This window comes from Phenylobacterium sp. RIFCSPHIGHO2_01_FULL_69_31 (assembly GCF_001824475.1).
Classification (GTDB): Bacteria; Pseudomonadota; Alphaproteobacteria; order Caulobacterales; family Caulobacteraceae; genus Phenylobacterium.
On the sequence record NZ_MHXN01000033.1, the window covers coordinates 41295 to 54730 of the forward strand.

12 protein-coding genes and 2 tRNA genes are annotated in these 13436 nt (G+C 68.5%); 7 read left to right on the forward strand and 7 right to left on the reverse strand.

Annotated elements, in window-relative coordinates; genetic code table 11:
• Window positions 1–3 precede the first annotated feature (3 nt).
• Together sppA and A2790_RS17705 are read right to left on the reverse strand one after the other, a co-directional pair.
• Window positions 4–1785 carry a signal peptide peptidase SppA gene (gene sppA, locus A2790_RS17700; protein ID WP_293394265.1) on the reverse strand — a complete coding sequence of 594 codons (1782 nt, stop codon included), beginning with the start codon at window positions 1783–1785 and terminating at the stop codon, window positions 4–6.
• 110 nt (window positions 1786–1895) lie between these two features.
• Window positions 1896–1972: transfer RNA gene (locus A2790_RS17705), tRNA-Pro, on the reverse strand.
• 142 nt (window positions 1973–2114) lie between these two features.
• On the opposite strand from A2790_RS17705, the gene A2790_RS17710 reads away from it, so the two are divergent.
• The 5 genes from A2790_RS17710 to A2790_RS17730 all read left to right on the forward strand — a co-directional run bounded on the left by A2790_RS17710 (window position 2115) and on the right by A2790_RS17730 (window position 6059).
• A tRNA-Gln gene (locus A2790_RS17710) sits at window positions 2115–2188 on the forward strand.
• 278 nt (window positions 2189–2466) lie between these two features.
• Window positions 2467–2868, forward strand: coding sequence for a response regulator (locus A2790_RS17715; RefSeq protein WP_293394268.1), 402 nt, complete (start codon window positions 2467–2469; stop codon window positions 2866–2868).
• A gap of 5 nt (window positions 2869–2873) precedes the next feature.
• Entirely contained in the window at window positions 2874–3581 is a 708-nt protein-coding gene (locus A2790_RS17720; RefSeq protein ID WP_293394271.1) for a response regulator transcription factor, read from the forward strand.
• 196 nt (window positions 3582–3777) lie between these two features.
• The gene (locus A2790_RS17725; RefSeq protein ID WP_293394274.1) at window positions 3778–4611 is read left to right on the forward strand and encodes an ATP-binding protein; all 834 of its coding nucleotides are present in this window, start codon (window positions 3778–3780) and stop codon (window positions 4609–4611) included.
• 113 nt (window positions 4612–4724) lie between these two features.
• Window positions 4725–6059, forward strand: a complete 1335-nt coding sequence (locus tag A2790_RS17730) for an MFS transporter (RefSeq protein ID WP_293394277.1) — start codon at window positions 4725–4727, stop codon at window positions 6057–6059.
• 15 nt (window positions 6060–6074) lie between these two features.
• Here A2790_RS17730 and fixJ read toward each other — a convergent pair whose 3' ends face one another.
• The 4 genes from fixJ to A2790_RS17750 form a co-directional block, all read right to left on the reverse strand.
• Window positions 6075–6668, reverse strand: a complete 594-nt coding sequence (gene fixJ, locus A2790_RS17735; RefSeq protein ID WP_293394280.1) for a response regulator FixJ — start codon at window positions 6666–6668, stop codon at window positions 6075–6077.
• Complete coding sequence (locus A2790_RS17740) at window positions 6652–8139, reverse strand: ATP-binding protein (RefSeq protein ID WP_293394283.1); 1488 nt, start codon at window positions 8137–8139, stop codon at window positions 6652–6654. The genes fixJ and A2790_RS17740 overlap by 17 nt, the downstream gene beginning before the upstream one ends.
• A 199-nt stretch (window positions 8140–8338) precedes the next feature.
• Entirely contained in the window at window positions 8339–8884 is a 546-nt protein-coding gene (locus A2790_RS17745; protein ID WP_293394641.1) for a GNAT family N-acetyltransferase, read from the reverse strand.
• A complete protein-coding gene (locus A2790_RS17750) occupies window positions 8881–10965 on the reverse strand; it encodes a S9 family peptidase (protein WP_293394286.1) in 2085 nt (694 codons plus the stop codon). Before A2790_RS17750 ends, A2790_RS17745 begins: the two co-directional genes overlap by 4 nt.
• 198 nt (window positions 10966–11163) lie before the next feature.
• Between A2790_RS17750 and A2790_RS17755 the strand changes: the two genes are divergently transcribed.
• On the forward strand, window positions 11164–11997 hold the full coding sequence (locus A2790_RS17755; protein ID WP_363081204.1) for a serine protease: 834 nt from the start codon (window positions 11164–11166) through the stop codon (window positions 11995–11997).
• A gap of 131 nt (window positions 11998–12128) precedes the next feature.
• On the forward strand, window positions 12129–12821 hold the full coding sequence (locus A2790_RS17760; RefSeq protein WP_293394292.1) for a PEPxxWA-CTERM sorting domain-containing protein: 693 nt from the start codon (window positions 12129–12131) through the stop codon (window positions 12819–12821).
• A gap of 98 nt (window positions 12822–12919) precedes the next feature.
• On the opposite strand, the gene A2790_RS17765 is transcribed toward A2790_RS17760, so the two are convergent.
• Window positions 12920–13369, reverse strand: a complete 450-nt coding sequence (locus tag A2790_RS17765) for a MaoC family dehydratase (RefSeq protein WP_293394295.1) — start codon at window positions 13367–13369, stop codon at window positions 12920–12922.
• Window positions 13370–13436: the final 67 nt, after the last annotated feature.

Below are 13436 nucleotides of genomic sequence, written 5' to 3' on the forward strand. Positions count from 1 at the left end.
CGGCTACCGGATCGGGGTCGGCGCCAGGACGGTTCCGCCGCCGCCGCTGCGCAGCCGGGCTTCGGCCGCCTGGTCGATGATCGCCTGCGCGCGGGGGTCGCCGAACACCCAGGCCGCCGCCGCCAGGGTCCGCGCCGAGGCCGCCGACACGCCCAGCGCCTTCTGCAGCGCTTCGAAGGCGCCGTCGGCGGGCGTCATCCGCCGCAGCGGCACCTCGCCCTCCAGCTTCGCCAGCTGCTTGGCCTTGTCCACGGCCTGGTAGAAGCCGCCGACCTCGTCCACCAGGCCCAGGGTCTTGGCCTGGGCGCCCGTCCAGACCCGGCCCTTGGCGATCTCCCGCACCCGCTCGGGCGGCATCTTGCGGCCGGTCGCCACGCGCGTGATGAAGTTGCCGTAGATGCGGTCCATCCAGCCGGCGAACGCCGCACGCTGCTCGGCCGTAAACGGCTGCCCCAGTCCGAACGCGCCGGCGTACTCGCCGCCGACGCCCGTCTCGCGGACGTCCACGCCAAACCTGGCCAGGGCGGGTCCAAGGGCGAACTTGCCGCCGAACACGCCGATGGAGCCGGTCAGGGTGGTGGGCTGGGCCACGATCGCCGAGGCCTCGGAGCTGATCCAGTAACCGCCCGAGGCGGCGTAAGTCCCCATGGAGACGACCACCGGCTTGCCCTTGGACTTGGCGAAGCGGATGGCGTCCAGGATCTGCTCGGAGGCGGTGTCGGACCCGCCGGGCGAATTGACCCGCAGAACGATGGCCTTGATCGAGCTGGCCTTGGCCGCGCGGACGATCGCATCGGCCAGGTCGTCGGAATAGATGGTCGCCCCGCCGGTGAACGGGTTCCCGCCCTCGTCCTTCCCCGTCATGATCGGCCCCTCGGCCTCGATGACGGCGATGGCGTCGCCGCCGCCGCGCCGCTCGCGGGCCGGGCGGTTGTCGGCATAGTCGTCGAAGTCCACCGTGCGCGCGTCGTCGCCGGCCTTGTCCAGCAGCGCCTGTTCGGCCTCGCGCACCTGGCCGATGTGGTCGATCAGCCGCAGGGCCAGGGCGTCTTCGGCGAGGTGCGGGCCGGCCTCCAGCGTCCGGCGCAGCGCCGCGGGATCGGCCTTCCGGTCGGCGGCGGCGAAGGCCAGGTTCGACGCATAGACCGAGCCCATCCAGCTCAGCGTCGCCTGCTTATGGGCGGGGGTGTAGTCGGAATAGAGGTAGCCGTTGACGGCGTTCTTGTATTCGTAGCGCTGCTCGTACTGCGGCACGACGCCGTACTTCTCAAAGAAGCGCTTGAGGAACAGGTCTTCGGTGGCGACGCCCGTCACCTGCAGCGAGGCGCCCGGCTGCATCCAGAACTGGTCCGACGCCCGACCCAGCATGTAGGTCGTGGTCACCATCCCCGCGGGATAGAGCCCCTGGCTGTGCGTGTAGACTGGCTTGCCGGCGGCCCGGAAGTGATTGAACGCCAGGCGGATCTCGTCGGCCATGCCCGGCTCGAGACCGCCCTCGGGCAGGCGGACCAGCAGGCCCTTGACCTTGTCGTCCGCCTCGGCGCGGCGAAGGGTCGAGATGATCGACATCACCGAGGTCGAGTTGCGCCCGATGCCCCAGAGCGGATTGTGCGGCGCCTGGTCGGTCAGCGGGCCGCGCAGGTCCAGCTCCAGCACCGTGTTTGCAGGAATCGGCGCCGGCGCGGCGGCCTGCATGGCCATGCCGATCAGCACGATCGGCACGCCGACCAGGAAAATCACCAGGCCCGCGAAGACCCCGGCCGCCGTGATCAGGAACTGTTTCATCTCACCATAGGGTCGTGCGCCGCCCGCGCGTTCTCAAGGGGCGCTCTCGCACACAATCCCGCGCCCGCCTAGGCGGACCGCGACGATGGGCCATGGAACTCGGGAGAAGATGGTCGGAGTGGCAGGATTTGAACCTGCGACCCCTGCGTCCCGAACGCAGTGCTCTACCAGACTGAGCCACACTCCGACTTGGAGGCGCGCTTATAGAGGAGGGTCGGCGGCCCCGCAAGCGGTCGAAAAAGACCTTTGTCGAGGGGCGTTGCATCAACCGGTCCGCTGCGCTATTTCCCCCGCTCCCGAGCGCTCAGCGCCTCGGTGGCCGTTCCTGCTGGGGAATGGTGTAATGGTAACACTGCGGTTTTTGGTACCGTCATTCTAGGTTCGAGTCCTAGTTCCCCAGCCACGGACGTCCTCCTTGCCCCGGCGCCGCCGGCCCAAGGCAGAGCTTGACGCGCAAGACAACCCCCACTTGCTGCGACACCCCGTCACTCGGGGATTCTACTTAAGCATTCTCCCCGGATTTCCAGGCCCCGAATCACTGTGGTTCTTAGTCGTTAACCATAGTGAACAGCGATTGAAGACGGGCCGCAGATGATCCCAGGACACCTCTCAGAAGCGCGCGCACCCCGGGGGCTGGGGCGCCGTTTCGAGACGCGGTCCTAGGGGGTTTTAGGGGCGATCATGGGTGGCAAGGTGTTGATCATCGACGACGACGCAGCGTTGCTGCGCCTCATGTCGATGGCGTTTCAGGCGGCGGGGTTTCAGACCGTCGCCGCAGACAACGGGCGGTCCGGCATCCGCATGGCCGGCGCCCACAGGCCCGACTTGGTGGTGACCGACATCGTCATGCCCGACATCGAGGGCATCGGCGCCATCCGGGCCATCAAGCAGGGGGCCCGCCCGCCGAAGGTGATCGCGATCTCGGGCGCCGGTCGGGCGCGGGGCGCGGACTACCTGAGCTGGGCCCGCCACCTGGGCGCGGACGAGGTGCTGGCCAAGCCCTTCCGCATGTCCGAGCTCATGAAGATTTCCAAGTCCGTCATCGCCAAGCAAACCGTCAACGCGACAGATCTCAGGGGTTAGATCCGATGCACATCCTTCTCGTGGAAGACAACGAAGCCACCGCCAAGAGCGTCAAGCTCATCCTGGGCGCCGAGGGCCACAACGTCTCGATGACGGCCTCGGGCGAGGAAGCCGTCGAGCTGGCCGAGATCTACGAATACGACGCCGTCCTCATGGATATCGACCTGGAGGACATCACCGGGATCGAGGCCCTGCGTGAGCTGCGGCTGAAGAAGAACGCCACGCCCGTCATCATCCTGTCGGGCACGGTCGACGTGGAAACCAAGGTCGCGAGCCTGGCCGCCGGCGCGGACGACTACATGACCAAGCCGTTCCACAAGTCCGAGCTGACCGCGCGCATCAACGCCGTGGTGCGCCGCTCGCGCGGCCATACGGACTCGATCATCCGCACCGGCGTGATCGCGCTGAATCTGAACACCCGCAGCGCCGAGGTGGCCGGCCAGCCGATCCACCTGACGCCCAGCGAATACAAGATGCTGGAGCTGCTCTCGCTCAGGAAGAACACGGTCCTCACCAAGGAGGCGTGCCTGAACCACCTCTACAACGGCATGAGCGAGCCCGAGATCAAGATCATCGACGTCTTTATCTGCAAGCTGCGCAAGAAGATCGCTGCGGCGGCCGGCGGCGACAGCCAGATCGAGACCGTCTGGGGCGGCGGCTACATGCTGCGCGACGCCAAGGCCGACGCCAAGCCGCAGGCCCTGGCGGCCTGATCCAGGGGCTCCGGAGGCTGACAGAGCGGCCGGACCTTCGGGGGCCGGCCGTTTCCCCGTGCGCACCCGGCCGCGGCGAGCCGCCGCTACGTAGGAGTACCTAGGTAGAGACCTCGGGATGCCTGCGGCCCGGCTGTGTGCTTTTGATTCGCTCGGCCACATTTTGGCCATGGATGAGGCAGGATCGCGGCGCGCCATGAGCACCGACGGTTTCAAGGCTTCCAAGGGGCAGGGCGCCCGGCAGGCGAACCGCAAGGGCGCGCTGGCGGCCCGCCGCCAGGTCAAGCGCCCGGTGAGGCGCAGCGAGGCCCGCAGCGCCGCCGCCGACCAGCGCCTCGAGGCGCTGCACCGCCGGGCCGGCGTACTTGCCCACGACTTCAACAACCTGCTCGGCGTCATCCTCGCGGCGAACGAGGCGTTGGCCGCCCAGTTGCCGCCGGGCTCGGACGGTTACGAACTGGCCCGCATCAGCCAGGAGGCCGCCGAGAAGGGCGCGGACCTGCTCGCCCGCATGGTCGAGCTTTCGTGTCCCGATGCGGCAGAGCCCGTGGTGATCGATGCCGCAGAGGTCGCCCTGACGACCGCGCGCCTGGCCCAGGTCTCGACGCGCCCCGGCGTGACCGTGGTGGCGATGGCCCAGCCTCACGCCCTGTCCTGCCGCGCCGACCGCGGAGGCCTGGAATCGGCGCTGCTCAATCTCTGCGTCAACGCCGGCCACGCGATGCCGGACGGCGGCGCGGTGCAGATCGCCGCGGCGCCCGCGCGCCTCGATGGCGAGGCGGCCGCGACCCTCGATCTCGACCCCGGCCGCTATGTGACGTTCTCGGTCACCGATCCTGGCGTCGGCATGTCGCCCGAGGTCCTGGCCCGCGCGACCGACCCCTATTTCACCACCCGCGCGGGCCGCGGGGGTACGGGCCTGGGCCTGGCCGGCGTCCGCGACTTCGCCCGACGCTCCGGTGGCGCTCTGCGCCTGGTCTCGCAACCCGGCCGCGGGACCACCGCCACGATCTATCTGCCGCGGGCCTAGATCGGATTTACCTGTCCTGCCTTACGTGGCGGCGGCATTGACTCGCCTCCTGCCGCCCATAGCGTGATCGCAAGCCGCGCGACCGCGGTTCACGTAACGCGGGAGGATCGGCCATGACCGTCTCGGCGCAGGAGCCGATCGCCGCCCCCACTGCGCTACCCGGCCGCGCGTACCGCAGCTATGCGCTCGGCCTGCTGATGCTGATCTACGTGGTCAATTTCGTGGATCGCCAGGTGGTCTCGATCCTGGCCGAGCCGATCAAGCAGGATCTCCACCTTGCCGACTGGCAGCTGGGTCTGATGACGGGTCTCGCCTTCGCCGTGCTCTACACGGTGCTGGGCTTGCCGATCGCCCGGCTGGCCGAGCGTGGGGACCGGCCGCTGATCATCGCCGTGGCGGTGGCTGTCTGGAGCGGCTTCACCACCATTTCGGGCCTGGCGCAGACGTTCACCCACCTCGTGCTTGCGCGGATCGGCGTGGGGGTCGGCGAGGCGGGCTGCACGCCGCCCGCGCTGTCGCTGATCGCCGACACCGTGCCCCGGGAGCAGCGGGCGTCCGCCGTCTCGGTCTATATGCTGGGCGCGCCCGTGGGCAGCCTGCTCGGCCTCGCCCTCGGCGGGCTCATCGCGGATGCCTTGGGCTGGCGCATGGCGTTCGTCCTGGTCGGCCTGCCCGGCCTGCTGCTGGCCGGGCTTGCGGCCCTGACGCTGCGCGAGCCCCGCCGTGGCCGGCCCGTCCTCGCGCGGGCGGACGATGGCGTGCCCAGCTTCCGCGAGGCGCTCAAGGAGCTTGCCGGGAAGCGGACATACTGGCGCGTGGTGGGCGGGGTGACGATCAAGTCCTTCGCCTCGTACGGCGCGCTGGCCTTCACCGGATCCTTCTTCTTCCGCAACTTCCCGGCCGAGCTGGCCCAGTACGCTGCGATGTTCGGCCTGAAGAGCGCGGGGTTCCTGGGGCTCGCGCTGGGGGTGACCTCGGGCGTCATGGCGATGATCGGCACGCTGCTGGGCGGGCGGATCGCGGACCACCTCGCCCGCAAGGATGCGCGGGCCTATGCCATGATCCCGGCCGTCGGCGCGATCGCCGGCCTGCCGTTCTCGCTGGCGGCGCTCAACTCCGACTCCCTGATCCTGGCTCTCGCGTTCCTGCTCGCGCCCGGCCTGCTCGGCTCGATGTGGCTCGGCCCGGCGTACGGCGTCGTGCAGAGCCTTGTGCGGCCCGAGACGCGGGCGACCGCCACCGCGGTGCTGCTGTTCGTGGCCAACCTCATCGGCCTTGGTCTCGGCCCGCTCTTCGTCGGTATCCTGTCGGACGTCCTGTCCGCCCAGGGCCACTCCGAGGCCGACGCCATCAAGTGGTCGTTGACGACCTTCGCGCTCCTCGCCGCGCCCTGCGCCTACCTCTTCTGGAGCGCGCGCAAGACCATGCGCGAGGAAATCGTCAGCTGAGACGCGGTCGCCGGCCTACGCCGCCCCGGCGGTGATGGTCGAGCGGATGAGGTCGGACAGGCTCTCGGCCCGCATCTTCGACATGACGTTGGCGCGATAGATCTCGACCGTGCGCGGGCTGATGGTGAGGGTGGCGGCGATCACCTTGTTGCTGGCGCCGTCCACGATGAGATCCAGCACCTGGCGCTCGCGCGGCGTCAGGCTTTCCAGGCGGCGCAGGATGCGCGTGCGCGCCGCCCCGGCGTCGACCGCCGCGTCGTTCTCCTCCAGGCAGTGCCGGACCGCCTTGAGGATGACCTCGCTCTCGTAGGGCTTCTCGATGAAGTCGATGGCGCCGGCCTTCATGGCGTCCACGGCGCGGCCGACGTCCGCGTGGCCGGTTATCACTATCACCGGTAGTATGCAGCCGACGCCCTTCAGCGCCCGGATCAGCTCGATGCCGTCCATGCTGGGCATGCGCAGGTCGGTGATGATGCAGCCCCGCGCGGCCGGGTCGAAGGTGGCGAGGAACTCGTGGGCGGAGGCGAAGCCGCGGACGGGCAGGCCGTCCGACTTCAGCAGCATGAGCAGGGAATCGCGAGCAGCGTCGTCATCATCGACGACGAACACCGTTCGATCCGCCGCTCCGCTCGCCATCTTCCCCTGCCCGCGCCAGAACAAAACTAAAAGCGGCGCCACCCAGGCGGCTGGGTTCCACCCAGATCCGTCCCCTGTGATTTTCGACTATAGCACTGGAAATGGAGAGGCCTAGCCCCATGCCTTCTGGCTTTGTGCTGGCCAACGGCTGAAAGAGTCGGTCCATCACGCTTTCGTCAATTCCAGGACCACTGTCCTCGACAGTGGTGACCAGCTTGTCCCCAGGTTCCAGCCGGGTCGAGATGTTGATCTGGCGGTTCGGGTACTTGGTCACAGCTTCAATCGCGTTGCGTGCGAGATTGACAACGAGTTGCTGGATCTGGATGCGGTCGGCGATCACGGTGTCGTCGCCCTTGTAGAGATCGTAGACCAGCCGGACGTTCGCATCGCGCGCCATCAGGGCGATGATGAAGTCGACCTCGCCGATCATCCCCGAGAGGCTCTCAGGCTTCTGCAGCGTGCCGCCGCGGTTGGCCAGGTCGCGCATGGTCCGGATGATCTCGCCGGCGCGCACCGCCTGGTCGCCGGCGCGGGCCACGGCGTCGATCAGGTCGTCGTCCTCCAGCTCCATCCGGGCGATCAGGTTGCGCGCGGCGCGCAGGTAGTTGGCCACGGCCGACAACGGCTGGTTGAGTTCGTGGGCGAGCACCGAGGCCATCTCGCCCATGGAGTTCGCACTCCACACCTGGGTGAGCTGTTCGCGCAGTTCCTCGGACCTGCGCTCGGCCTCCCGGATCGAGGTCATGTCGCGCACCACCATGGTCAGCAGGCGGCGCGAGGCGATGGTCACCTCGCCGATCCGGACCTCCATGGGGAAGGTGGCGCCGTCTTTCCTGAGGCCGGTCAGCTTGCGGTAGCTGCCGCTCACGTCCGCGCCGTCGCCCGCGGTCCCGTCGCCGGTGAGGGCGCCGTCTTCGCCCGGGGGCATCAGCAGGCTGACATTCTGACCGATCACCTCGTGGTCGTTCCAGCCGAAGAGGCGCTCGGCCGGGTGGCTGAAGCTCTGGATGACGCCGCGGTCGTCGATCAGCACCAGGGCGTCGGCGACGATCTCGAGGCTGGCCTGGAGCAGTTCCTCGCGCTCGGCCTGGTCGGCGATGATCTCCGCCGCCGCCAGGCGCTGGGCCATCAGCGAGCGGACCCAGCCGGCGATCCCAAGGCCCAAGGCTAGGAACAGGCCGGCCCGGACCACGCGCTCCATGAGCGTCAGGTCGGTCTGGCTTTCAAGATAGACGCCGCCCGCCGTCATCAACAGCGCCGCCGTCAGGGACGGCCAGGCGCCGCCATACGCGGCGCAGACCAGCAGGACCGGCGCGCCGAGCAGATAGACCGAGTGGCTGAACATCGGGCGCAGGGCGAAGAGGACCGCCAGCGCGGCCGCCGAAACGCCTATCGCCAGAAGCTGGCCCCTGAGAAAGAGGAGGCCAGGGTTCGAACGCGCCATCCCGGTTGTGCGATTTCCCGTCCACAACCTGAACATGTATTCTACATTCCGTGTCGGCCCCGTTCCGACAAACGTGTTGTGCGGAAAAATTGCGAGCTAAGCAATTACGTACAACTACATAAGGGTAGGTACATGCAGGGAAGTTCGCGTTTCGGGCGAATTCCCGCGACACCTTTCACTGTTGGGGCGACGACTTTGGTCAGCTACCCGACAATTTGACGCCTAGCCCGGTTGGCGGTGTCTCATCTCCGCCGTTCAGGGACTTCTGCATCCAGACGATGTCCACCCACCGCCCGTGCTTGAACCCGAAGCTGCGGCCGACGCCCGCGTCGGTGAAGCCCAGCGAGCGGTGCAGTCCAATGGAGGCCGCATTGCCGCTGTCGCCGATCACGGCCACCACCTGGCGCAGGCCGAACGCCTCGCAGGCCTCCATGACGCGCGAGAGGACCGCGCGCCCGACGCCCCGGCCCACCGCGTCCGGCGCCACATAGACGCTGTCCTCGGCGGTGAAGCGGTATCCCGGCCGCGGGCGGAAGGGCCCGGCGTAGGCGTACCCCAGCACCCGTCCGCCGTCCTCGGCCACGAAGAAGGGCAGGCCGTAGCCCTGGATTTCCCGCCGTCGCCCGTCCATCCAGGCCGCGTCCGGCGGCTCCGTCTCGAAGGTGCCGAAGCCGTGCAGCACGTGGTGGCCGTAGATGGCCGCCAGCGCCTGCGCATCGTCCGCCTCCGCCGCCCGGATGATCACTTGGCCCACCCCTTCTCCAGCGCCCAGACCGCGAACGCGTAATCCAGGGCGATCTCCTTCAGGAAGTCGAAACGGCCCGATGCGCCGCCGTGCCCGGCCTCCATGTTGATCTTGAGCAGGATCGGGGCGTCGCCTGTCGTGGATTCGCGCAGCTTCGCCACCCACTTGGCCGGCTCCCAGTAGGTCACGCGCGGATCGGAAAGGCCGCCGGTGGCGAGGATCGGCGGATAGGCCTTCGCGCCGACCTGGTCGTAGGGGCTGTAGCTGGCGATCAGGTCGTAGGCGGCGGCGTCCTCGATGGGATTGCCCCACTCGGGCCACTCGGGAGGGGTGAGGGGCAGGGTGGTGTCGCTCATGGTGTTCAGCACGTCCACGAACGGCACCGCGGCGATGATCGCGCCCCACAGGTCCGGCCGTAGGTTGGCCACCGCCCCCATCAGCATCCCGCCGGCCGAGCCGCCATAGGCCGCGATCCGGCCCTTTGCGGCATAACCCTCGCCGACCAGGTGCTCGGCGCAGGCGATGAAGTCGGTGAACGTGTTCGGCTTTTTCTCCTTGCGCCCGTCCAGGAACCAGCCCCAGCCCTTGTCCGAGCCGCCGCGAATGTGCGCCGTGGCCCAGATCCAGCCCCGGTCCACCAGGCTCAGGTTGCGGATCGAGAAGCTGGGCTCCATGGCGTGGCCGTAGCTGCCGTAGCCGTACAGCAGCACCGGCGCCGAGCCGTCCTGCGGCGTGTCCTTCAGCATCAGCAACGTGATCGGAACCTCGGCGCCGTCGGCCGCGCGGGCGTAGAGGCGCCGCGCCACATAGCGTGAAGGGTCGTGGCCGGACGGGACCTCCTGGGTCTTGCGCAGGGTGCGCTGGCGGCTGGCGAGGTCGTAGTCGAACCACTGTCGCGGCGTCGTCGGCGACTGGTAGACGAAGCGGGACAGCGTCGTCTCGTACTCGTACCCGCCCTCGAGGTTCAGCGCATAGGCTTCCTCGTCGAACGCCACCACGTGCTCGGCCCCGTTGCGCGCGGTGACCACCAGCCGGTCCAGCGCGTCCACCCGCTCGGCGCGCACAAGGTGGCCCGCATAGGCTGCGAAGCCGGTGATGTAGCGGCCCGGCTGGTGGGCGATCCAGTCGCGCCAGCTGGCCTTGGCCGGAACCGCGGCCTCGGAGACGCAGAGCTTGAAGTCGACCGCCCCGTCATCGTTGGTGCGGATCACCCAGCGGTCGGTCCAGTGGTCGAGGCCGTACTTCACCCCCACCCGGCGAGGCTCGGCCACCACGGGCGCGGCGGTCGGATCGGCCGCCGGGATCAGCCAGATCTCGGTCGTCTCCTGATTGCCCACGTGGATCAGGATGTGGCTGTCGTCGGCCGCCACCCCGACGCCCAGGAACATGCCGTCGTCCGCTTCCTCATAGACCAGGACGTCGTCGCCGCCCCTGGCCGGGCGGCGGAAGACCTTGGCGGGCCGGGCGTTTTCGTCGCGCCAGATCCAGAAGATCCAGGCGCTGTCGGGCGAGAAGCAGAAGTCGCCGTAGGCGCTTTCGATGGGCGGCCCCACCTCGCGGCCGGTGGCGAGGTCCTTCACGCGGATCTGATAGTACTCCGAGCCCTGCTCGTCGGCGGCCCAGCCGTAAAGCGCGTGGTCCGGGCTGTGGCTCGCGCCGCCCACGTGGAAATAGGCCTTGCCCTTGGAGAGGGCGTCTTCGTCCAGCAGGGTCTCTTCGCCGTCCTCGCGGCCCCGTGGCCGCCGCGCGTGGATCGGATGCTCCGCGCCGATCGCGTAGCGGGAGTAGTAGTCCCAGGGCCCGTCCGGGGTGGGGACGGAGCTATCGTCCTCTTTGATCCGCCCCTTCATCTCGGCGAACATCGTCGCCTGCAGGGCTTCGGTCCCGGCCAGGACCGACTTCGTGTAGGCGTTCTCCGCTTCGAGATGCTGGCGGACATCGGCGCGCAGGGCCTTCGGGTCGCGAAGCACCTGTTGCCAGTTGTCGTCCTTCATCCAGGCGTAGTCGTCCATGCGGACGCGGCCCAGCTGTTCGATGCGGTGGGGCGCCTTGGCGGCGACGGGCGGTTCGGGAAGGCTCATGGCCGCTAGATGCGACGCCTGCGGGGCGCACTCAAGCGCCGAGACCTGTGGCGCCTGTGCGTCAGCGCGCGCGACCTTCCACCGCAGGCGATTGTGGCGACTTGTTGGCCGACCGCTTTCCGTGATTCACTACTTGTGCATCCACATCGCGCATCAAAGACGCGAGTGCCGCATCGAGTTTAGGAAACCATCATGGTCATGGATCTTGCTGTTGAGCTGATCCACGCGACTGTTCAGCTTGAGCAACCGCTCGGCGACGGGACGCGTACGGTGGGGACGGGCTTCCTCATTTCCGCGCCCGGCCCGGATGGCCAGCCGCGCACCGTGCTGGTGACCGCCAACCACGTGCTCCAGAAGATGCCGGGCGCCACCGCCCGTATCGGCTACCGCATCGCCAACGCCGACGGCTCGTGGAGCTACTCGCCCCAGCAGGTGAAGATCCGCGACAAGGACGGCGGCGAGCTCTGGACCCATCACCCGAGCCGCGACGTCGCCGCCATCTCGATCAAGGCGCCGCCGGAGTTCGCCCGCGCGGCCCTGCCGCTGAACTACCTGGCGGCCGACGACACCTTCGACAAGGAGGAGGTCAGCGCCGGCGACGAGATGATGGCCCTTGGCTTCCCGCGCGGCCTGTCGGCCAACTCCGCGGGCTTCCCGATCCTGCGCTCGGGCAAGGTGGCCTCCTATCCGGTGGCCCCGGCCAAGATCTTCCCGACCTTCCTGCTCGATTTCTCGGTGTTTCCGGGCAACTCGGGCGGCCCGGTGTTCGTCAGCCATCCGGCCAAGTCCGATGGCATGACCCAGGTGGCCGACAAGCCGGGCGGCGACACCGGCTTCATCGCCGGCCTGCTCACCCAGCAGGTCGAGCTCAACAGCGAGCGGCTGGAGATCGGCATCGTCACCCACGCCAAGTACGTGCGCGAGACCCTGGCCCTGCTGCAGAACCCGCTGGCGCCCGCGACGGTCGCCGAGGGCATGACCGCCGTCAGCGGCGGCCGGACGGCTTCCGCGGAAGAAGCCGCCCGCAACTGATCTTCCCGGCGCCTCTTCCGAGATCGCCGGGCGCCCGACTCCCGCGTCGGGAGAATCATCGTTTTTCGAACGTCGATATGTCGTAGGGCCTCGACGAGCCTGACCGCTCGGGGAATTTAGGGGGATCTCTCATGAAGACGCTTGCCGTCGCCGCGGTCGCGGCGGGCCTGGCGTTCGCCGGCAGTGCGGATGCGGCCACCAATCTGCTGACCAACGGCAGCTTCGAAAGCGGCCTTTCGGGCTGGACGCTCAGCTCGACCGGCGCCGGCCAGGGCTATTCGCCGACCGTCGTCATCGCCACCGATGGTGTCGGACGCGGCTATCCGAATGGTGCGTTCGGTGAAGGCGTGCCCGCCGACAACGCGCCTGGCCCGTTTGCCGGGGACGGCGGCGGCTATGCGGCCTATTTCTCTTCGGACGTGCCGGATGAGACGCTCTCGCAGTCCATCGCGCTCGCCGCCGGCTGGTATGAGGTCGGCTTCGACGCCTACCTCCCGCTGAACGGCTACAACAACCCGAACGACGCCACCTTCACGGCCACGGTCGGCACCTACACCTGGACGCCCGTTCTGCTGAAGTCGGGAGCCGGCGCGCCCCAGGTCTGGACCCACTATTCGGCCAAGGTCTACGTGAACCCGGCCCAGGCCAATGTGCCCAGCACCTTCACCTTCAAGGCCAATGGCTATCCGGCCGTCGATGTGCTGGTCGACCGGGTCTACGTCACTACGGCCGCGGTCCCCGAGCCGACCACCTGGGCCCTGATGATCATGGGCTTCGGCGGCGCCGGCGCCATGATCCGCCGTCGCCGTCTCGCCGCCGCCTGACGGCCGCTGCGTCCCACGAAACGTAAAGGCCCCGGCGATGCCGGGGCCTTTTTCTTGCGCCATAGTCCGGGGCGGGCGCCGCCCCGGATGAAGCTGGCTCAGGCGCCGTAGAGGACCGAAATCGTCTCGGCGATGCAGGCGGGCTTGGTCTCGCCCTCGATCTCGATAGTGCACTCGTTCTTCAGTTGCATGCCGCCGGCCTTGGGCTCGGCGCCGATCAGCTTCTGGCGCATCCGCACGCGCTTGCCGACGCGCACCATGTTGATGAAGCGGACCTTGTCCGAGCCGTAGTTGATGCCGCGGGTCACGCCCTTCACCGGCAGCATGCCCTGGCCCAGGAACGGGATCAGCGACAGAGTGAGATAGCCGTGGGCGATCGGGCCGCCGATCTCACGCGTGGCGCGCTCGACGTCCACGTGGATCCACTGGTGGTCGCCGGTGGCCTCGGCGAACTGGTTCACGCGCTCCTGGGTGATCTCGATCCAGTCCGACACGCCCACTTCCTGGCCCACCAGTCCGGGCAGGTCCTTGATCTCGACCGGGTTCATTCTCTTGGCTCCCTCGCGTTTGCGTTCGACCAAGAGCCTCTAACATCTGTTCGGATGAGGGCAAGGC